Below are 21,059 nucleotides of genomic sequence, written 5' to 3'. Positions count from 1 at the left end.
GGCGTGGGCACGGCCCGGATCTTCCAGCTTCCTCATCGATCGTCCTCCGTCCTCTCCCGGTTCGGGAGCACCGGATCGTCTGCGTACCGTCGCAATCCCTACCGTCGTTTCCGGGGTCTCACACACCGGTTCGGTCCCAGGTGAAGCCCCGTCTCCGCCATGCGCCGGGGGCGCACACCTGACGTGCGCCCCTTGGTCGAGGAGCCCCGCACCACTCGATTCGGTGGCTCGTACGTCCGGCCGGAGCGGGCTGCGGGGAGGGGGATCCGGGAAGCGGCCGTGGGCCACCAGCCATCGCGGCGGCGGGCGTCGCCCGGATTCTGACGCCGACGCGTTGACGCGGCCCGCCGCGACCAGTTGACGGCCCATCCGCTACCAGAACGAGGCGCTCCGTGTTTGACGCGGGCGCGCGCCTCGGGGCGAATGGCCGGCCTACCGGGACCGGCAGGAGGGGCTACCCGGCAGCGATGCGCCTCGATCCCGCCGCTGCTCGACGGCACCGAGGCCGCAGTCGCGCGCCCACCGGCTCGGGGCCCGGTCCCCCGGCTGCGGCCTGGCCTCGTTCGGCCCCGCTCAAGGCCGTTCGCGAGCCGGCACCGCACCCGGCCGCGCGTCGCGGACCCACCGCAGCAGCACCAGCGCGGCCACCGCCGCCAGCGCGCACCAGGTCGACACGAACGCCAGCCGCCACACCAGCGCGCACACCACGGCCCCGCCCCCGACCAGCACCCCCAGTAGCCGCAGCAGCCGGTCCCCCGAGGCCAGCAGCGCTCCCACCGTGGCCGCCAGGTATCCCACCAGCAGCAGGCCCGCGCCGGGTACCCCGACCGCGTACGCGAGCACATGCCCGTCGACCCGTACCGTGACCGGACGGGTGGCCAGGGCGATCGCCGATGCCACCGAGACGGCGCATCCGACACCGACCAGGAGGAGCTGCAGTGCGGTCCGCGGGCGGGCCGCGCACCGGACGCCGGCGGACACCAGGACCGGCAGCAGCGGTAGTGCGATCACCGTCCAGGCGACGCGGGCCGCGGCTGCGGCGGACTGCCCGATCCTGCCGTCGGCGCCCAGCCAGACCACCGCCTCGATCAGCTGGTGGAGGCCGAGCAGCAGCGGAAGCACCGCCAGCGGCAGCTGTCGGGGGTCGCGGACCCGGGCCAGGCAGGCGACCCCGAGCGCCGCGACCACGGTGCCAGCGACGGCGTCGGCTTCAGCGCTCCAGCACATTCGGCACATCCGGGAGTCCGCGACTCGCCACCCGCGCCACCTCCAGGTCGGTCCTGCTCCCCGCCAGGTTAGGCCGCGCACACGCCGGTCGGCCGCAGGCCGGGACGGCTCCGGCGCGGCGGCGCCGAGGACCCACTGCGCCACCGCTTCGCTCCGTGGTCCGGCGGCCGGCGGAGGGCCACAGCGTGTCCGGGGCAAGAAAGCCGCAGCCAGACTTCGCCATGTACACGGTCAGCTACAGTAGGTAGTGTCAGCCCCTGCCAGTCAGAGGGATCCATCAACAGGGACGGGATCATCCGTGGACGAACAGCGAGCCAGGCCGCAGCGGATCGCCACCAGCACGACCTATGTGACCGATCCCGAGGAGGACCCGGGCGCGGCGGACGCCCCCGACTGCCACCGGGCCTGCTGCCAGGACGCGGGTCCCACCGACCCGCCTCCCCACTCCCCCGGCTACTGGGGCTGGCGCCCGACCGGCTGAGTAGCCGACCAACCGACCGCTCCACGCCGGCGGCCACCCCGGACGAGCGACGACCCCACCGGCGGGGGCGCCCTTCGCGCCACCGGAGGCACACCCCGCCACCCCTACTCACCCGCCATCGCACGTCCGGGGCTCGACCGCGCCGATCCGACGCCGCGCGCACAGCCGTGCACAGCCATGCGGCGGCCACTCCCGCTGGATAGACTGGCCGGGATTTTCCCGGCGATCAGGACCGGCCTCACGCAAGGGCCGTGCGGCGGTGGGCCCGGCCCTATCCGCCACGACCCGCGGAACGGTCCCCGCACCACCACTCCCCCGGGGAGCCGCCATGGCGGAACCTGCCGCGTCCTCCAGGGACGGCTACGACCCCCGTGCCTCGCGCCCGTCACCCGCCACCGCCGTGACCTCCCCCGCGGAGGGGGCACCCACCGCGGCGACGGACCGGCTCGCCCTCAACGGCATGGGCAGCTTCGACTGGGACCTCGACACCGGTGTGTACCACCTGGACGAGATCGGCCTGCGGCTGTTCGACCTGACCCCGCAGGAGTTCGACGGCAAGCCCGCCACACTCGTCGCGCGGGTGCCGGCCGAGGACGGTGCCCGGCTGGACGAGGCCGTCTCCCGCGCGCTGCGCCAGGGCGACCTCACCTTCGCCACCTACTTCCGACTGCTCCGCCGGGACGGCACCCCGGGCTGGGCGCACACCCAGGGCCGGATCCTGCGCGACGAGCAGGGCCACGCGTACCGGATCGTCGGCATCGTCCGCGACGCCGAGGAGGAGCTGGCGCACGCCGCGGCGATGCGCACCCTGGCGGCGGACCGCCGCCGCCAGACCGACTCGGTGCGCAACACCACCGAGGCGCTCGCCCGGGCGCTGACCGTCCGGGACGTCACCAGCGTGCTCACCGACAGCGAGGGCCTGCGGCGGTTCGGCGCGGACGGCCTGGCCCTGGGACTGCTCGACGGCGATGTCCTGCGGCTGGTCGCGGTCACCAAGCAGCCCTCCCCCGAGCTCAGGGCACTGGACGACCTCTCCGTGACGCGGGTGGAGGACCGGCTCGGGCTGGCCGAGGCCGCCCGTAGCAGGCGGCCGGTGTTCATCGGTTCGGAGCAGGAGCTGGTCGACCGGTACCCGCGGCTGCTGCCGTACGTCGAACAGATGGGCATCCGCGCCGCCGCCTTCCTCCCGCTCGCCGCCCAGGCCAGGACGATCGGCGCGCTCGGGCTGTACTACGGGGACCGGCGCCGCTTCAGCACCGAGGACCGCAACATCTGCATCGCCCTGGGCAGTGCCGTCGCCCAGTCCCTCCAGCGGGCCATGCTGTTCGACCAGGAGCGCGAGTTCGCCACCACGCTGCAGAACACCATGCTGCCGCGCCGGCTGCCGAAGATCGGCGGCGGCTCGGTCGCCGCCCGCTACCGGGCCGGGCGGACCGGGCGCGAGGTCGGCGGCGACTGGTACGACCTGGTGCCGCTGCCCCGCCGCCGGGTCGCGGTGGTGGTCGGTGACGTCGAGGGCCACGACAGCCACGCCGCCGCGATCATGGGCCAGCTGCGGATCGCGCTGCGCGCCTACGCTGCCGAGGGTCACGCCCCCGCGACGGTGATCTCGCGGGTCTCCCGGTTCCTCGCGGATCTCGACACCGAGCGGTCCGCCACCTGCATCTACGCCGAGGCCGACCTCGAGACCGGCACCCTTCGGCTGGTCCGCGCCGGTCACCTCGAACCCCTGATCCGGCACGCCAGCGGGCGGACCAGCTGGCCGGCGGTCCGTGGCGGGCTACCACTCGGGGTGGCCACGGTGCTCGGCCACGACGAGTACCCGGAGACCCGGCTCGACCTCAACCCCTCGGACACCCTGCTGATGTGCACGGACGGCCTGGTCGAGCACCGCGGCCAGGACATCTCCGAAGGCCTCCAGGCGCTCGCGGCCGCGGTCCACTCCGGGCCGCCCGACCTGGAGAAGCTCGCCGATCACCTCTGCACCGAACTGCTCGCCCGGACCGGCCAGGACGACGACATGGCGCTGCTCCTGCTGTGCCGGGCCGCCGTGCCGGGGGCGCACGCTGAGCGGCAGATGATCCAGCACGTCCACCAGGCCGACCCGGAGGGACTGACGGAGACCCGGACCATGCTCCGGCAGGCCCTCGCCGCCTGGGGCGCTGCCGGGCTGGGCCCCGACATCGAACTCGCCGCCGGTGAACTGCTCACCAACGCCTTGGTGCACACGGACGGCGGCGCGATCCTCACCGTCGAACTGCTCACCCGGCCGGCCCGACGTATCCGCCTGGAGATCCAGGACCGTTCCAGCGAGCTGCCGCACCGGCGGGCCCCGGGCGAGACGGCCACCTCGGGCCGCGGGCTGATGCTGGTCGAGGCGCTGGCTGCGAGCTGGGGAGTCGAACCGCGCGGAACCGGAAAGAGCGTGTGGTGCGAGTTCCACCTGCCCCGGGACACCCACAAGTCCTGACGGTCCGCCAGCCTTTCCGTCTCCCGCCTCCCGCCTCCCGCCTGCGGGCGTCCGATGGCACAGCTGAGCCGGTGTCGAACTGGGGCACGAACGAACAGGGGCGCGAACGGGCGCACTCCGCACTCCCCCGCCGGGATTCGCGCACCCCGCCGAACAGGTGGCGCGACTAGACAGTGAACGAACCGCCCGGTCAGGGTTGCTCCGCGAGGTCACCACGGGTGACGGTCCATTGGATCAGCCGGAGGGTTCCCATGCGCTCGAGGATCACCAGACACCTGGGCTCCGTGCTCCCGGAGCTGCTCACCGTCCCGCCCACGGCGCCGGGAGGAATCCTCGGCGGACCCGCCACCCCGGGCACCCTGACCCCGATCCCGACCGACCCCGGCCCCGACGCCGGCACCACGGGCGTCGGTACGACGGAAGCCGGGAGCGACGGCACGGCCGACCGGGTCCCGGTGCTGCCGCCGGAGTTCAACTGGCGGGACTACACCGTGATGCTCCTGCACATCGCCGCGGAGATCGAGCACTCGCTGATGGTGCAGTACCTCTTCGCCGCGTACTCGCTGGGCGGCCCGGACGTCCCCGACCGGCTGCGCGCGCAGGTCCGACGCTGGCAGGAGATCATCCTCGGCATCGCCAAGGAGGAGATGGGCCACTTCCTGACGGTGCAGAACCTGCTCACCGCCCTCGGCGCGCCGATCAACCTCGACCGCGAGGACTACCCCTGGGGGACGGAGTTCTACCCGTTCCCGTTCACGCTCCGCCGCCTCACCCCGGCCTCGCTCGCCACGTACATCTGCGCCGAGAGCCCACCGGGGTGGTCAGGTGACGAAGCCACGGCGATCAGGCGGCTGGCGGGGGTCGAGGCCGGGCAGGAGGTCAACCAGGTCGGTGCGCTGTACCGTCGGCTGGTGGCCGTGCTCGGCGACCGCGAGCTCGTCCCGGACTCCGACTTCCAGGCGGCCACCCTGCCCTTCCAGGCGGACTGGGACGAGTGGGGCCGCGGCTACACCCGGGGCGAGCGCGGGCGGGACTCGGGGAACGTGCCCGAACTCGAGGCGCCCGAACTCCTCATCCTCGGCGTGCATTCGCGGGACTCCGCCCTCTCGGCCCTGCGGCAGATCGGCGAGCAGGGCGAGGCGCTGGACGACCTCAAGGACGACGGCCAGGACGAGACCTCGCACTTCCGCCGCTTCCTGACGATCTACCAGGAGATGATCGCCGAGCCCGAGGACGACCGGGACAAGATCTCGCGGAGGCTGGCGGACAATCCGCGGACCTCGCACCGGCTCAGGGACGACGCCGCACGGTTCGCGACGCCGGCCGTCGCCGGGACGGCCCACACCGGAACGGACCTCACCGCACACCGGAAGCACATCAGCCGCGAGATCACCGACCCGGCCGCCCTGCGCTGGGGCCACCTGTTCAACCTGCGCTACCGCATGCTGCTGGTCTCCATCGCGCATGCATTCCGGCTGTCCGGCCCGCTCGACCACGCCGGTGCGCTGACCGCCCGCGGCATCCTGATCCACCGCGCCTTCGGGGAGATGTACAACCTCCGGGCCATCGCCGGGGCCTTGGTCCGCCTCCCGGTGTCCGATCAGGGCCCATCAGGTCAGGGCCCATCGGGTCAGGGCCAATCGGGGAGCCTGCGCGCCGGGCCACCGTTCGAGATGCCGTACACCCTCGACCTGCCGGAGCCCGACCGCAACCGCTGGCTGCTCCAGCGCGACCTGGTCAAGGCGTCCCAACTCGCCGTCCGCGACCTGCGGGACGTGCTCCCCGCCGCCGACAGCGGGGTCCCCTACCTGGTGGCCGTCGCGGACACCGACCGGCGCGCGTTGGAGCTGATCGAGCGCGTGCTGGCCGGAAGGGGACCGTGCAATGAGTGAGACCGATACGCCGACCTTGCCGACCTTGCCGACCTCGCTGTCCACGCCATCCACGCCCATCCCGCCGACCGGCCGCGGCGGGCACCCACGACCCCGACGGACCAGTGACCTGGAGCAAGCATGACCATCCTGGAACTGCGGATCCTCCCGCCGCTCGCGGTCGGCCGGCTCGGCGCCGCCACCGAACCGATGGACAACTACGAGGTCACGGTGGACCCGGAGCAGCCGCTCGCGGCCCGCCGGATCCGACCGGCCAGGACCTTCGTCGTGGACCCGGACACCGGCGGGATCAGCTCGGACGCGGTGCCATCGGCGGTGCGTTTCACCGTCGGCGGCAAGGTCCGGCCGGTCGCCCCCTTCCTGGAGGTCTGGGCGCTCACCGACACCGAGGGGATGCTGGAGCCGCTCACCACCGCCCTGCTCGCCGAGCACGGTCTGACCCCTCGGGACGTCCGGTGGAGTGTCGAGGTGGCCAACCACAAGATCCACCGCCGTACCGGGGAGGAGCGCGACAGGATCGACGCGGTGGTGCCCGCCTTCTCCGACCACGACGTCCACCGGCTCGAGGGCACCTGCCCCAACTTCTGGGCAGGTCGGACGCTCCCGCTCGGTACCGTCCGCTACCTCAGGCCGACCGAGGGGTTCCCGGGGATCCGGCTGCGCTTCACCCCGGCCGCGGGCCTGGTGTACGGCTCCAGCGCCCAGGATCCGCAGTTGCCCCAAGAGGCCCCCGACCCGAACCTCGCGGGCATTCTCTACAACGCCAACCTGGGCGGCTGGCTGGGCCACTTCGACCGCGAGGGCGACCCGTCGCTGACCGTCCCCGCCAACATCTACCGGGGCTGGGACGACGACGGCAGGTGGCGCAGCAGTGGCTATCTGGACGACGAGTGCGACGGCCTGGTCCACGTCGAGCTCCGCCTCGCCGGCCGAGCCGACCCACTGCGCGCCTACGCACGGATCGGCGCCGGCCCCCCGGCGTACGCACCGGACAGCTTCCCGGTTCGCACCGTCGCGGACGAGCTGGACCAGGCGATGTTCGGACCGGAGGCCACGGACATCGAGGCGGGGCTGGAGGGCCGGGCGCAGGCCGAGGAGATCATCCGCCGGGCCCTGGAGTCGGTCCGGCTGATGAACACGGCGGTCATGAACGGCAACACGGTGAACGGCCGAACCGATGTCGCGAGCACCATGGTCCGGCAGGACACTGCCGACACCGGGCGGCGGTTCGAGCCCGTCATGGCGCCTTCGCTGGTCGACAACGCCGCCCTGCTCCACCTCCACCGGTCGATCCTCACCGGACTGCGCAGCGGCACCGCGCCCTGGTTCGCGGATGTCCTGCGCAATCACAACGAGATCGGCGACCTCTCCGCAAAGGGCCGGCGCAAGATGCCCGCCCTGATGCGCGGCGCGGACGGCAGGGCACTCGCCCTGACCCGCCGCCAGGTGGACCTCATCCGGAAGGTGGCCAGACGGGACGTCTTCGCCGCCGAGTCCTCCGGCCCCTGACCTGCGGCACGCGATCGGAAGGGACAGTCACGGCGGCAGCACTCCGGACCAGAAGGCCGTACCGGACACGGACAGGACAGGACAGGAGCACCGCGGACCATGAGGATCGACCCCACCAACCTGACCGCCCAGTTGCACTACCGGCCGGACGGCAACCCACCGAGTTCGCTCCCGGAGTCGGCGATCTCCAATGCCTTCCCCGGGCTGGAGTTCGACTTCCGCAACGTCTGGCGTCGGCTGTTCGAGGGCATCGAGCTCCACGAGGCGGACAACTACGTGGTGGCCGCTTCCGGCGAGCACGCCCGTCTGAAAGGCCGTCGGCTGCTCCGGGTGGCCGGCGAGCCGACGGTGGTGCCCGTCAGCGGCCCCCAGCGGCCGCACGAGGATCCGCCCGGACGCCTCACCTCGGCCGGCAACCCGGACGGGGTCGTGACCATGGAGTGGTCCAACTCCCTGGCGGCGGTGCTGAAGGAGTACGCCGGCCGTGCGGTGAAGTGCGAGTTCACCAAGGCCGAGGCGCCGCTCCCGGTCGGGCTCCCTGCGAAGGAGGACGAGGCCGACCGGTTGGAGGTGGTGGATCTGGTGGTCCGGCCGTTGTTCGCGTTCAGCGCGGTGGCGGGCGGCCCCCTCCCGGTGATCGACCGGGAGATGGTGCAGCCCGGGGAGCTGACCCGGGGTCTCTGCTCCCCCTGGCAGAACGACTACCGCGAATGTGCCTGTTACTACTGGGCGGCCAGCCGGCCCGACTTCGTCAACACCGAGGTGGACGCCGCCGGCACCACGGTGGGGAACAGCTGGCTCGCCGTCGACCGCGAGCCCAAGGAGTACGTCCTGGACGACCGGGAGGACTCCCGCCTGCTCTCGTACGAGGACCTCTTCCAGGACTGGCAGCGGCACCTGCGCTTCATCGTGGACGGCCAGGACCACGTGCCCGGCGACGGTCAGGACCACGGCCGCGACCACGGCCGCCGGCACGACTGAGGATCCCGGCCCCGCCACACCCCACACCCCGCACCCCGCCACCCCGCACCCCGCCACCCCACCCCCCGTCGTCATCCGTTCCCCGCCGAAGAGCAAGGGGCCCACCATGAACCAGCCGCTCACCGGGTGCACCGTGCCCGACCGGGCCCGGGAGTTGTTCGAGCTGTCCGCGCCGGTCCACCCGGACCTCCACCTGGTCCGTACCGAACGCGGCCACGCGCTGCTGGCCGTCAATGGCAGCCGTGTGTACTCCCTCGACAAGGCCGCCTACCGTGCGCTCGACCGAGCCCGGCGCGGCGCGGACCCGGCCGACGCCACAGCGCTGCTCACGCAGCTCGGCCTGACCGTGCCCGAGCTGGTGGAGAATGCCCCGCCATCGCCTCCCCCGGTACGGGCCCTGTCACTGTCGGTCGCGCAGAAATGCAATCTCGGCTGCACCTACTGCTATGCCAAGCAGGGCAGCTTCGGCGGTCCCGACACGAGCATGCCGTTGGACACCGCGCTCTCCTCGGTGGATCTCCTGCTGCGCGACACCGTTCCCGGCGACCGGGTGAACCTCGCCTTCCTCGGCGGCGAGCCGCTGCTGAACCGCCCGGTGGTCAGAGCGGCAACCGAGCGAGCTGCCCGGCTGGCCGAGGAGAGCGGTGCCAGGGTCACTTTCTCGCTGACCACCAACGGCACCGTGCTGGTCCCCGAGGACGGCGAGTTCTTCGAGGAGCACGGCTTCGCGGTGACGGTCAGCCTGGACGGCGGGCGGCGAGAACACGACCTGCTGCGCCCGTACCGCGGTGGCCGTGGCAGCTTCGACACGGTCCTGGCCAAGGTGACCCCATTGCTCGCCGCCCAGCGCCGGATGCAGGTCTCCGCCCGGGTGACGGTCACGCCGGGCAACCTCGAGTTGCGGCGGACCCTGGACTCGTTCCTCGCGCTGGGCTTCCACAGCGTCGGGTTCTCGCCGCTGCTCAACTCGCCGACCGGCCGCGGCGAGATGGGCCACACCGAACTGGAGGTGATGCTCGACGAGCTGACGGCCTGCGGAGCCGAGTTCGAGCGCCAGGTGACTGCCGGCCACCGCTACCCGTTCGCCAACCTGGTCAACGCGCTGCGGGAGATCCACCGGGGCACCCACCGACCGTATCCGTGCGGTGCCGGCGCCGGGTACCTGGGGGTGTCGGCCGAAGGCGAGCTGGCGGCCTGTCACCGCTTCGTCGGAGACCCGGAGGGTGCGATGGGCGATCTGACCCGGGGTATCGACCCGGCACGTCGTCTGCGATGGCTGACGGACCGCCATGTGCACCGGCAAGAGCCCTGCCGCAGCTGCTGGGCCCGCTATCTGTGCGGCGGCGGATGCCACCACGAGGTCATCAGGCGGGGCCGGCCCGCCTGCGACTACATCCGCGGGTGGCTGCACTACTGCCTCGGCGCCTACCAGCGACTACTCACCCAGCGGCCCGACTACTTCGGCGCGACCGACCCGCCGCGCACCGACCCGCCACGCACCGACCCGCCACGCACCGGCAACCCCCACACCGGCACCCCACCACGGTCCACCGTGCCCCTTTCCTCCCTCACCTCCCGGGCGCAGCCGTGAGCCCGCGGTCCACGGTCGAGACGGAGGTCTGCGTGATCGGCGCGGGTCCGGCCGGGGCGGTCTGTGCCAAGCGGCTCGCCGAGCTCGGGCACCAGGTCCTCGTGGTCGAGCGCTACTGCTTCCCGCGTCCGCACGTGGGTGAGGCACTGACTCCGGCCTGCTGGCCGCTCCTCGAGGTGCTCGGAGTGCGCCCCGCCGTGCAGGCGGCCGGGTTCCGTCCGGCCACCGAATCCCTCGTGCGGTGGCGGGACGAGCGTGCGGAGGTGGTCCGGCTGCCAGCAGGGGTGGCCGGTCTCACCGTGGACCGGGGCCGGTTCGACCGGATCCTGCTCGACGCGGCGGTGTCAGCGGGAGCGCGGGTGCTCCAGCCCGCCACCGCCCGCCGCGCCCGCCGTACGTCGGCTGGCTGGGAGGTGCCGCTGCGTTCGGCGGGCGGGGACGCCACGGTGCGGGCCCGCTTCCTGGTGGACGCGAGCGGGCGCGGCTTCGCCCTCGGTGGACGGAAGGAACCCACCGCGCCCCGCACTATCGCGCTGCACGGCCTCTGGCACGGTGCCCGGCGGCCGGGTCCCCCGACGCGGGTACTGGCCGAACGGGATGCCTGGTTCTGGGGCACCCTGCGGCCGGACGGGTCGTTCCGGGCGATGGTGTTCATGGATCCGCGGATGCTGCGCCGGTTCGGGGTCGGCCGGGCGGGGCTCGATGGCTGCTACCGCGGGTTGCTGCACGGTTCCGCTCTGCTGGACGGCTTGGCGGACGCCAGACAGGCCGGGCCGGTCTCGGTCTGCGACGCGACCGCGTTCGCCGATCCGGAACCGGTCGGCGAGGACAGCATCAAGATCGGGGAGGCGGCCTTCGCGCTCGACCCGCTCTCCTCCTCGGGTGTGGACAAGGCGATGCAGACCGCGATGGCCGCGAGCGTGACCGTTCACACGCTGCTCGCCGCCGGGCATGACCGGCAGGCGGCGATGGACTTCTACCGGGACAGCCAGCGCCGGTCGGTGGAGCAGCACGCACAGTGGGCGGCCGGACACTATGCCGAGCACCGGATCCACCGCGACCGGCCGTTCTGGCTGCACCGCGGCCCACTGCGGCAGGAGTCCACGCCGGCGAAGGGCAGGGCGTCGAAGGGCGGGGCGTCGGCCCCGGACCCGGTGCCCCCCGGCCCCACAGTCCCCGACCCCTGGGTCCGGCTCGCGCCGACGGCCGCTCTGGTCGACACCCCGTGTGCCGTCGGTGACCGGGTGGAGCTCCGCCGGGCGCTGAGCCATCCCGGCCTGCCCCGCCCGGTTGCCTTCGTCGACGGCGTGGCACTCGCCCCACTACTCGACGCGATCGGCAGCGGGCGGCGGCTCGATGACCTGCTCGTGTCCTGGGGCAAGGAACTGCCTACGAGGCGGGCCTCGGAGCTGGCCGATTGGCTTCACCGCCAGGGCGCCCTCACCATCGACCACCCACCCGACGACCGCCCACCCGACGACCAGCCCACCCAGGACGGCCGGCCCCCCGACCCGCGGCCCCTCGGGCGCCCGACGGCGAGCAAGCTCACCTCGGCCGGCGTACTGCCGGCCCACCGGCCGAGGTGATGCTGTGTCGACTCCCGTTCAAGTCCCTGCGACGAACCCGACCGTCCCACTGGCTATGCGACCGCTCGGCCTACGCGCCGCATACCGTGGCTCGGCACGGCACCCCGCTGGCGAGCTGTCAGTGTCGCTGCCCGGCCGCAGGTCAGGCCCTCGGTCGCTCCGCCGGATCCTCGGTGCGGTTCTCCGTGCGGTTCTCCGTGCGCTCGTCGGGCCGGGCCAGCCGTCAGTGGTCCTGGTGGAGGAACGACCTCACCATCCGGCAGGTGGCCGCGGACGGCCGGTGGATGTCCAGCCGGACGGCGAGCGAGCGGATCCGGCGGTTGGTGGCCTGCTGAGGGCCGTAGACACCGGAGTCGAGCAGGACGACCGCCAGGCGCATGGCCTTGAGGCGGCGGTTGTGCTCGATGTACCAGGCCCGGGGCAGGCCGGCCGGGAGCGGGCGGACTGCCGGCGGGCCGGAGCATCGGCTGCGGCGGGACGGGCGGGTGGTGGACTTCGGCGCGCGGTTCTTCGGGGCCTGCTGCGTGAGCGCGGCGACGGACATCGGCGACCTCCCGGTGCGTTGGTGGAGCACTCGCTGACAGTTCTTAATTTTAGTTGGGGGCACTGACAATCCGGCCGCCCCACCGCCCGCGCCCACCCGGCCCCGGCCGCCCCCACGCCCCACGCCCCACGCCCCACCGTGTTCCGCGCCAGGCTCCGCAGGTCCGCCGCACGCCCCTCCCATGATCCTCCCTCCTTCCCCCCAAGTCCCCCCAAGTCCCCCCAAGTCCCCCTGAGCCTCCCCCGCGTCCCCTCAAGTCCCCCGCAAGCGGCCCGAAAGCCCGCCGTAAGCCCTCCGTAAGGCGGCCGACGCACGGCGCGAAGTCTTGGCCTCCAGGGACCAGGAGGGGTACACATGGGCATATGGCCCGAATTCCGGGTCGGTCCCGGGTTCCGTCCGCCCCCGAATCCACCGGCCGACGCCCGCAGGACCGGCGTGAGCGTCCCGAACCGGGACGCCGACACGGCCGGCACGGGCAGCCGCGGCCGAGACGGCGTCCGTGGTCCGCGCTGGGCACCCGCAGTGTCGCCGGTCAGGTGTTCGTGCTGCAGGTGGTGATCGTGCTGCTGCTGGTGCTCGCGGTGGGTGTCGAAACGGTCCTGCAGGCCCGCAACGACACCGCGACGGAGGCGCGCAACCGTTCGCTGGCGGTGGCCGAGACCTATGCCAGTTCCCCGGGCATCGTGGCGGCGCTGCGTTCACCGGACCCGACCGCCATCCTTCAGCCGAGCGCGGAGAAGGCCCGGATGAAGGCGGGCGTGGACTTCATCGTGGTGCTGAACACCGACAGCATCCGGTACACCCACCCGATGCCGGACCGGATCGGCAAGAAGTTCGTCGGGAACACCGCCCCCGCGCTCGCCGGCCAGTCCATCACCGAGGAGGTCGACGGCACCATCGGGCACCTGGTGCAGGCGGTGGTGCCGGTGACCGACACCGACGGCACGGTGGTCGGGATGGTCTCGGCCGGGATCAGGACCAGCCGGGTCAGCGACAGCGCCGAACGTCAGCTGCCGATCCTGATCGGCAGCGCCGCCGCCGCTCTGCTCCTGGCCACCGGCGGTGCCGCGCTGGTCAGCCGCCGGCTCAGACGGCAGACCCGCGGACTCGGCCCGTCCGCGATGACCAGGATGTACGAGCACCACGACGCGGTCCTGCACGCCGTCCGCGAGGGCGTGTTGATCATCGACGGGGACGGCCGGCTGCTGCTCGCCAACGACGAGGCGGGCCGGCTGCTGGGGCTGCCGCCCGACGCCGAGGGACGGCAGGTCACCGACCTCGGTCTGGAGCGCCGGATGACCGAGCTGCTGGTCTCGGCCCGGCCCGTCACCGACGAGGTGATCGCCGCGGGCGACCTGTTGCTGGCCGTGAACGTCCGGCCGACCGACCGCAACGGCGGACCGCCCGGCCTGGTCGCGACGCTGCGCGACTCGACCGAGCTGCGCGCGCTCTCCGGCAAGGCCGACGTGGCCCGGGGCCGGCTGCGGCTGCTGTACGAGGCGGGCATGACGATCGGCACCACGCTGGACGTCGCCCGCACCGCCCAGGAACTGGCCGACGCCACCGTTCCGGGCTTCGCCGACCATGTGACGGTCGACCTCGCCGAACCGGTGCTGCGCGGCGAGGAACCCGGGCCGCTGACCCGGATGTACCGCGCCGGGCTGGGCAGCATCCTCCCGGACGCGCCGTTCTACCCGGTCGGCGAGGACGTCCCGCTGGTGCCCGGGACCCCGCGGGCACTCGCCCTCGAGCGCGGCCAGCCGGTCACCGAGGACAACCTCGACGAGGCCCTGAACGCCTGGCTGGAGCACGATGCGGACCGGGTCGGCAAGGTGCGCACCGAGGGCGTGCACGCGCTGCTCGCGGTACCGCTGCGGGCGCGCGGGGTGGTCCTGGGGATCGCCACGTTCTGGCGTTCGCAGCGCCGTGAGCCGTTCCACGAGGACGACGTCTGGCTGGGCGAGGAGCTGGTGAACCGGGCGGCCGTCTCCATCGACAACGCCCGCCGGTTCACCCGCGAGCACACCATGGCGGTCACCCTGCAGCACAGTCTGCTGCCGGGGGGCGTGCCCGAGCAGAGCGCGCTGGACGTGGCCTACCGGTACCTGCCCGCGCAGGCCGGGGTCGGCGGCGACTGGTTCGACGTCATCCCGCTGCCCGGGGCCCGGGTGGCGCTGGTGGTCGGCGACGTGGTCGGTCACGGTGTGCACGCGGCGGCCACCATGGGCCGGCTGCGCACCGCGGTGCACAACTTCGCCTCGCTCGACCTCCCGCCGGACGAACTGCTCGGTCTGATGGACGACCTGGTGAACCGGATCGACCAGGAGCAGGGCGCCGGCGAGGAGGCCCCGATCACCGGCGCCACCTGTCTGTACGCGATCTACGACCCGGTGTCACTGCGCTGCACGGTCGCCCGGGCCGGCCACCTCTCGCCGGCCGTGGTCCGGCCGGACGGCACGGTGGACTTCCCCGAGGTCCCGGCCGGGCCGCCGCTCGGGCTGGTCGGGCTGCCGTTCGAGACGGCGGAGCTGGAACTCGCGGAGGGCAGCAAGCTGGTGCTCTACACCGACGGCCTGGTGGAGGACCGCGACCGGGACATCGACGTCGGCCTCGACCTGCTGCGGGTCACACTGGCAGGCACCGACCGCACCCCGGAGCAGACCTGTGCGGATGTCCTCGCCCAGCTGCTCCCCGCCAACCCCACCGACGACATCGCCCTGCTGGTGGCCCGGACCCTCGCCCTGCCCGAGGACCGGGTGGCCGAGTGGGACGTACCCGCCGACCCGGCCGCCGTCCGCGAGATCCGCGCGGTGGTGGCGCGCAAGCTGAGCGACTGGGACCTGGACGACCTGGCCTTCACCACCGAGCTGATCCTCAGCGAGCTGATCACCAACGCGATCCGCTACGGCCTGCCGCCGATCCGGGTCCGGCTGATCCACGACCGCACGCTGATCTGCGAGGTCTCCGACGGCAGCAGCACCTCGCCGCACCTGAAGTACGCGGCCAGCACCGACGAGGGCGGGCGCGGGCTGTTCCTGGTCGCCCAGTTCGCCGAGCGCTGGGGTACCCGGTACACCGCCGAGGGCAAGGTGATCTGGGCCGAGCAGCAGCTGCCCTGACCCAACCGCCCCCGGCCGCCCCGTCGCGGGCCCGGCCGGGCCCGCGGCGGCCTCCGATGCCGTCCGCCCGCCCGGCGCGCACACTGGAACGGTGAGGTCCGCCGGGCTCGTCCAGGGCGGGTCCTGCGGTCGGGGTCGAGGAGGCGCCATGAGGAGCACGGACGTGCTGGCCGACGCGTTCGGCCGGATCCGGGAGACCGTGCACGGCGCGGTCGACGGCCTGAGCACCGCGGAGCTGGCCCGGCGGCTGGACCCGGACGCCAACTCGATCGCCTGGCTGGTCTGGCACCTGACCCGGATTCAGGACGACCATGTCGCGGAGGTGGCCGGTAGCGAGCAGATCTGGGTCGCCGGGGGCTGGGCGGACCGGTTCTCGCTCCCCCTCGCCGTCGGCTCGACCGGTTACGGGCACTCCCGCGACCAGGTGGCCGCGGTCCGGGTCGACTCCCCGGACCTGCTGACCGGTTACCACGACGCGGTGTCCGCATCCACGCTCCGCTACCTGCGGGAGCTCACCGATGCGGACCTCGACCGGGTGGTGGACGAGCGGTGGGACCCACCGGTGACCCTGGGTGTCCGGCTGGTGAGCGTCGTCTCGGACGATCTCCAGCACGCCGGGCAGGCCGCGTTCGTCCGCGGCGTGGTCGAACGGCGGTGACCGGCGGCGTGAAGGGAAGCGGTGACCGGCGGCGATCGCGGGCAGCGGTGACGTGCGGCGACCGGTGGCGGTGAGGAACGGCGGGTGGAGGCGGCATGTACACGGATGTGCACGCTCATCTGTGGAGCGACGCCTACCTGGATCGGCTGGAGACCTACGGCCGGACCGACACCGGCGGTCAGCGGGGGCTCGGGGCGGGTGACGGGGAGCGGGAGCTGGCGGAGCGGTTCGCGCGCAACGACGCGGCGGGGATCGGGTGCCAGATCCTGTCCGTCGCGCCGCAGGTGCCGCATTTCGCCGACCGCAACCACGCGGTGAGCGCCGCCCGGCACGCCAACAACCTGTACGCGACGGTGACCTCGCAGCACCCGGACCGCTTCGCGGCCTTCGCCGCCCTGCCCATGCCCCACCTGGACGCCGCGCTGGAGGAGCTGACCCGGGCACTGGACGGCCTGGACATGGCGGGTGTCACGCTCACCACCGACGTGCTGGGGCGGGCGCTGACGGATCCCGGTTTCGTCCCGCTCTTCGAGGAGCTGGACCGGCGCGGCAGCGTGCTGTACCTGCATCCGTCGGGGCAGGCGGCCGGCTCGCCGCTGATCGCGGACGGCCGGATGCGCTGGATGGTCGGCGCACCGGTGGAGGACACCGTGGCGGCGATGGACCTGCTGCTGAACGGCTACCCGGCACGCTTCCCGCGGCTGCGGATCGTGGTGTCGCACCTGGGCGGAGCGCTCCCGATGCTGCTGCCACGGGCCGACGAGCACCTGCGCTGGGAGGCCCCGGAGGTCGCTGAGCCGCCCACCTCGTCCGCTCGGCGACTGCTCTACGACACCGTCGCGCACGGCAACGTCCCGGCGATCCGGCTGGCGGCGCGCGCCCTCGGCGCGGACCGGCTGCTGCTCGGCACCGACTTCCCGTACCAGAGCGGTGACCAGCTGGTCCGCGCCGTGGTCTCGGTCCGGACGGCGCTGCCTCCGGCGGAGGCCGAGGCGGCCCTGTCGCGCGCGGCCACGCTGTTCCGCTGACCGTCTCCCGCCACTGCTCGCGCAATCTCCCCCACTCCCCCAGCCCGACCCGGCCCGGCCCGCCCCGGACCGGCCGATCACGGCCACGGTCAAGGCCGGGCAAAGGCTGGCGGGATTGTCTGGCATGCCCCTATCAATAGCCGGGGTTTGCTGCCACGCTTCCTGATGTTCCGTCCGGCCGACAGGTGACGGTCCATCATCCCTTCGGTCCGACGGGCGACCCCCACACCCGAGAGGATCCGATGAGAAGCAGGCTGATATCCCTCATCGCCGGCTCCGTGCTTGTCGCGGCGGCCGGCGCGGCCACGGTGACGGCGCCCCAAACCGCCGTCGCGGCCGACTGCACCGCTACCCAGACCGTTGCCAACAGCGGTTTCGAGGCGGGCACTTCGCCCTGGACCTCGTCGAGCGGCGTGATCACCTCCCGCAGCGGCCAGAGCGCCCACACCGGCACCGCCTTCGCCTGGCTGAACGGCTACGGCTCGACCCACACCTCGAACCTCTCGCAGACCGTCACCCTGCCGGCCGGCTGCACCAAGGCGACCCTGAGCTTCTGGCTGCACATCGACACGGCCGAGACCACCACCTCGACCGCCTACGACAAGCTGACCGCCAAGATCGGCAGCACCACCGTGGCGACCTACTCCAACCTGGACGCCAAGGCCGGGTACGTGCAGAAGTCGATCGACGTGTCCTCGTTCGCGGGACAGACGGTGGCCCTCGCCTTCACCGGCACCGAGGACAGCAGCCTGCAGACCAGCTTCGTGCTGGACGACGTGACCCTCGACGCCTCCGGCGGCGGCACCACCCCGCCCACCACCGACCCGACCCGCACCCCGGCGGCCCCGGCGTACACGGTGAACCTGACCAGCGACGCGAGCGGCGCCACCTGGACCGGCCACGAGAGCGTCAACTTCACCAACGCCTCCCCCACCGCGCTCACCGAGGTCTACCTGCGGCTGTGGGACAACTACCACGGCAGCTGCCCGAGCACCCCGATCACCGTGACCAACGTGACCGGCGGCACCGCCTCCGCACTGTCCGTCAACTGCACCGCCCTCAAGGTGACCCTGCCCGCACCGCTGGCCCAGGGCCAGAGCGGCTCGGTCGGCTTCGACCTCGGCATCGCGGTGCCCAGCGGCGCCGACCGGTTCGGCCGGGACGGCGCGTTCGCCTTCATCGGCAACGCCCTGCCGGTCCTCGCGGTCCGGGACGGCTCCGGCTGGCACCTCGACCCGTACACCAACAACGGCGAGTCCTTCTACTCGCTGGCCTCGGACTTCACCGTCACCCTCGACCACCCGACGAGTCTGCTCGTCCCGGCCACCGGCACCTCGGTGGACACCCCGGGGACCTCCGGACGGACCGTCACCAAGGCGACCGCGAGCAAGGTCCGTGACTTCGCCTGGGGCGCCGGAGCGTTCACCAAGGTCTCCGGCACCTCGCCGGCCGGCGTGAAGATCAACGTCTACGGCGTCAGCGGGATCAGCACCGCCGACGAGCAGTCCATGCTGTCCACCTCGATCTCGGCGATCGACGCGCACGCCCAGCGGTTCGGCGCCTACCCGTACGGCGAGGCGGACGTGGTGCTGGACAACAACTTCTGGTTCGGCGGCATGGAGTACCCCGGCTTCGTCCTCGACCTGGTCAGCACCACCGCTCTCACCCACGAGCTGGGCCACCAGTACTTCTACGGCATCGTCGGCGACGACGAGTACAACAGCCCGTGGCTGGACGAGGCGTTCACCGACTACGCCACCGACCTGGCGCTCGGCAAGACCGGGACCAACTGCTGGAGCAGCACCTCCTGGGCCTCCTCCGCCGAGAAGATCACCAACTCGATGGCGTACTGGGACGCGCACTCCTCCCGCTACTCCACCGTGGTCTACAACTACGGCAAGTGCGCCCTGCACGACCTGCGCCGGGTGCTCGGCGACACCGCGATGACCAAGCTGCTCCACGACTACGCCCAGTCGCACTGGTACGGCGTCTCCACCACGGCCGAGTTCAAGGCCGCGGCGCAGGCCGCCACCACGACCGACCTGACCTCCTTCTGGACCCAGCACCGGATCGACGGCTGACCGGCGGACCCGCGTCCGGCGACCCGACCGGTACGACCGGTACGACCGGTACGACCGGTACGACCGGCTGACGCCCCGGCACCCGCCGGGGCGTCAGCCGGCGGCCGGCTCCAGGCCGGTCACCTTGACCACGTGCCGCAGGCTCGGTTCGGCGAGCCTGCGGTGCAGGTCGGTGAAGACCCGGCGGGCCTCGACGGCGTTCCAGTCGGCGGGCAGCAGCTCGGTCGGCAGGCCGGGGTCGAGGTAGGGCAGGCGGCGCCAGTCGTTGAGCATCGGCACGTACTCGCGGAACGCCTCGACCTCGTCGATCCGCGGGTACTGCCCGAGCTCCTCGGCGACCGGCCGGTAGGTGCCGGTGAAGGCCGCGTACTGGGCCTCGATGGCGGGGAAGTCCCACCAGGAGCTGACCGCCTGCTCCAGCTCCGCGAACCCGGCGTAGTCGGAGGTGAAGAGGTGGACGTACTCGCTCAGCCCGAGGCGTTCCAGCATCCGCCGGGCGTCCGGCAGCAGGCGGGCGGGGGCGAGCCAGACGCCCGGCGAGGCGTTGCCGAAGCCGAGCCAGGTGAGCCGGGAGCGCAGCTGGTGGCGGTGGGCGCGTTCGGACTCGGGCACCGAGAAGACGGCGAGCACCCAGCCGTCCGCCAGCCGGGCCGGCTCCAGGCTGCCGAAGATCCGCCGGTCGCCCTCGTCGAAGACCGGTGCCATCTCGGGGCCGAGCCGGTAGCCGGTGCCGTCCCGGCGCTCCTGGACCAGGGTGCCGGCCTTCTTCAGGCGGGAGATCGCGGAACGTACGGAGGGGCCGTCGACGTCCAGCTCGGCCATCAGGCCGATCAGGTCGGCGATCGAGATCCAGCCGCCCAGCCGGCGGACGAACTCCCCGTAGACCGTGCTGATCAGGGCACTGGGCCGGGCCGTCGACTCCGACATGGGCACCCTTCCTCCGCTGATGGTCAGGTGATCATACCGAGCGGGGACCGACGCTCCGGGCAGCCCGGGGCCGGGTCCGGCCGCCGGGCCCGGACCGCATCTCACAGCAGCGTCTGCGGATGCTGCGGCCCAGTCCCGGTGAGCAGTCTCCTGGCCTCCTCCGGCCAGGGCGCGGCCCCCTTTGCGGTCGCCGCCGAGTGCACCACCGACATCCGGCCCGCCGCGGCGCGGCCCTCCGGGCCGTGCACGTCGAAGGCGTAGTGCAGCGAGCTGGTACCCACCCGGTCCACCCGCAGCTCGACCCGGACGGTGTCGCCGAACCACAGCCGGGTCAGGTAGTCCGCCTCGAAGTGCACCCGGGGGATGCTCCCGAACAGCCCGTCGAGGCCGAGCCCGCGCAGCAGGGCCGCCTCCGCCGCCTCGGCCCAGCGCAGCACGGCCGAGAAGTGGTGGTGCCCGGCCGCATCGGTGTCCGACCATTCGACCCGGCGCTCGACGGTGACCGACGGGAGGGCGGCGGCAGGCGCGGGGGCGGTGGGGTGGTCCATGGTGGTGCCTTTCGTCGGTCAGCCGGTGGCGCCGCGGGCCCGGCGGCGGAGTTCGGCGCGCTGGAGCTTGCCGCTGGAGTTGCGCGGCAGTTCGGTGACGAACTCGACCGCGCGCGGGTACTTGTACGGGGCGATGGTCCGCTTGACGAAGTCCTGCAGCGCGGCGGCGGTGGCCGGGCCGGCGGCGGCGCCCGGGCGCAGCACCACGTAGGCCTTGGCGATGGTGCCGCGGTGGTGGTCGGGCGCGGCGACGACGGCGCAGTCGGCGACGTCGGGGTGGGCGGCCAGGGCCTGTTCGACCTCGGGGCCGGCGATGTTGTACCCGGCCGAGACGATCATGTCGTCGCTGCGGGCCTGGAACCAGAAGTAGCCGTCGGTGTCGCGGATGTAGGTGTCGCCGGTGATGTTCCAGCCGTC

The 21,059-nt window shown here is 72.9% G+C and carries 15 protein-coding genes and 1 pseudogene; 11 read left to right on the top strand and 5 right to left on the bottom strand.

All coding sequences use genetic code 11. The annotated features are described in order from the left end of the window. Nucleotides 1-573 precede the first annotated feature (573 nt). On the bottom strand, nucleotides 574-1,227 hold the full coding sequence (locus AB0D08_RS10190) for a DUF6629 family protein (protein ID WP_359887536.1): 654 nt from the start codon (nucleotides 1,225-1,227) through the stop codon (nucleotides 574-576). A 298-nt stretch (nucleotides 1,228-1,525) separates the two neighbouring features. Between AB0D08_RS10190 and AB0D08_RS10185 the strand changes: the two genes are divergently transcribed. The 7 genes from AB0D08_RS10185 (at nucleotide 1,526) to AB0D08_RS10155 (ending at nucleotide 11,737) form a co-directional block, all read left to right on the top strand. After that, a complete protein-coding gene (locus AB0D08_RS10185; protein ID WP_033821531.1) occupies nucleotides 1,526-1,708 on the top strand; it encodes a hypothetical protein in 183 nt (60 codons plus the stop codon). 328 nt (nucleotides 1,709-2,036) lie between these two features. Beyond that, complete coding sequence (locus AB0D08_RS10180; protein WP_033821532.1) at nucleotides 2,037-4,178, top strand: SpoIIE family protein phosphatase; 2,142 nt, start codon at nucleotides 2,037-2,039, stop codon at nucleotides 4,176-4,178. Nucleotides 4,179-4,429: 251 nt separating this feature from the next. Further along, a complete protein-coding gene (locus AB0D08_RS10175) occupies nucleotides 4,430-6,070 on the top strand; it encodes a ferritin-like protein (RefSeq protein ID WP_359887533.1) in 1,641 nt (546 codons plus the stop codon). 120 nt (nucleotides 6,071-6,190) lie between these two features. Next, nucleotides 6,191-7,579 carry a hypothetical protein gene (locus tag AB0D08_RS10170; protein ID WP_359887530.1) on the top strand — a complete coding sequence of 463 codons (1,389 nt, stop codon included), beginning with the start codon at nucleotides 6,191-6,193 and terminating at the stop codon, nucleotides 7,577-7,579. A 99-nt stretch (nucleotides 7,580-7,678) separates the two neighbouring features. Further along, a complete protein-coding gene (locus AB0D08_RS10165) occupies nucleotides 7,679-8,560 on the top strand; it encodes a hypothetical protein (protein ID WP_359887528.1) in 882 nt (293 codons plus the stop codon). 106 nt (nucleotides 8,561-8,666) lie between these two features. Continuing rightward, nucleotides 8,667-10,151, top strand: coding sequence for a radical SAM protein (locus AB0D08_RS10160; RefSeq protein WP_359887525.1), 1,485 nt, complete (start codon nucleotides 8,667-8,669; stop codon nucleotides 10,149-10,151). After that, the gene (locus AB0D08_RS10155; RefSeq protein WP_359887522.1) at nucleotides 10,148-11,737 is read left to right on the top strand and encodes an NAD(P)/FAD-dependent oxidoreductase; all 1,590 of its coding nucleotides are present in this window, start codon (nucleotides 10,148-10,150) and stop codon (nucleotides 11,735-11,737) included. The genes AB0D08_RS10160 and AB0D08_RS10155 overlap by 4 nt, the downstream gene beginning before the upstream one ends. A gap of 223 nt (nucleotides 11,738-11,960) precedes the next feature. Here the strand turns inward: AB0D08_RS10155 and AB0D08_RS10150 are convergent, their stop codons facing one another. Continuing rightward, nucleotides 11,961-12,281, bottom strand: a complete 321-nt coding sequence (locus AB0D08_RS10150; protein ID WP_359887519.1) for a hypothetical protein — start codon at nucleotides 12,279-12,281, stop codon at nucleotides 11,961-11,963. A 362-nt stretch (nucleotides 12,282-12,643) separates the two neighbouring features. Here AB0D08_RS10150 and AB0D08_RS10145 point away from each other — a divergent pair, with 362 nt between their 5' ends. The 4 genes from AB0D08_RS10145 to AB0D08_RS10130 all read left to right on the top strand — a co-directional run bounded on the left by AB0D08_RS10145 (nucleotide 12,644) and on the right by AB0D08_RS10130 (nucleotide 19,167). Next, nucleotides 12,644-15,400: a SpoIIE family protein phosphatase gene (locus tag AB0D08_RS10145; protein ID WP_359887516.1), complete on the top strand. Its 2,757-nt coding sequence runs from the start codon at nucleotides 12,644-12,646 to the stop codon at nucleotides 15,398-15,400. A 148-nt stretch (nucleotides 15,401-15,548) separates the two neighbouring features. Further along, complete coding sequence (locus AB0D08_RS10140) at nucleotides 15,549-16,058, top strand: DUF664 domain-containing protein (RefSeq protein ID WP_033822433.1); 510 nt, start codon at nucleotides 15,549-15,551, stop codon at nucleotides 16,056-16,058. Nucleotides 16,059-16,153: 95 nt separating this feature from the next. Further along, nucleotides 16,154-17,086 (top strand): amidohydrolase family protein, encoded by a 933-nt coding sequence (locus AB0D08_RS10135; RefSeq protein ID WP_033822432.1) that lies wholly within the window; start codon nucleotides 16,154-16,156, stop codon nucleotides 17,084-17,086. A 242-nt stretch (nucleotides 17,087-17,328) separates the two neighbouring features. Further along, nucleotides 17,329-19,167, top strand: a complete 1,839-nt coding sequence (locus tag AB0D08_RS10130; protein ID WP_082526800.1) for a M1 family aminopeptidase — start codon at nucleotides 17,329-17,331, stop codon at nucleotides 19,165-19,167. Between the two features lie 93 nt (nucleotides 19,168-19,260). On the opposite strand, the gene AB0D08_RS10125 is transcribed toward AB0D08_RS10130, so the two are convergent. The 3 genes and pseudogenes from AB0D08_RS10125 to AB0D08_RS10115 form a co-directional block, all read right to left on the bottom strand. Beyond that, nucleotides 19,261-20,094: a PaaX family transcriptional regulator C-terminal domain-containing protein gene (locus AB0D08_RS10125; RefSeq protein WP_033822430.1), complete on the bottom strand. Its 834-nt coding sequence runs from the start codon at nucleotides 20,092-20,094 to the stop codon at nucleotides 19,261-19,263. Between the two features lie 101 nt (nucleotides 20,095-20,195). Then, nucleotides 20,196-20,642 (bottom strand): thioesterase family protein, encoded by a 447-nt coding sequence (locus AB0D08_RS10120; protein ID WP_051813248.1) that lies wholly within the window; start codon nucleotides 20,640-20,642, stop codon nucleotides 20,196-20,198. Between the two features lie 18 nt (nucleotides 20,643-20,660). Beyond that, a pseudogene (locus AB0D08_RS10115) lies at nucleotides 20,661-21,059 on the bottom strand (2-aminobenzoate-CoA ligase); the annotation flags it as partial.

It is taken from the genome of Kitasatospora sp. NPDC048540, from assembly GCF_040651175.1.
In the GTDB taxonomy this organism is placed as follows: Bacteria; Actinomycetota; Actinomycetes; order Streptomycetales; family Streptomycetaceae; genus Kitasatospora.
The sequence above is the reverse complement of the archived record's forward strand: the minus strand, read 5'-3'. Positions and strand labels throughout refer to the sequence as shown.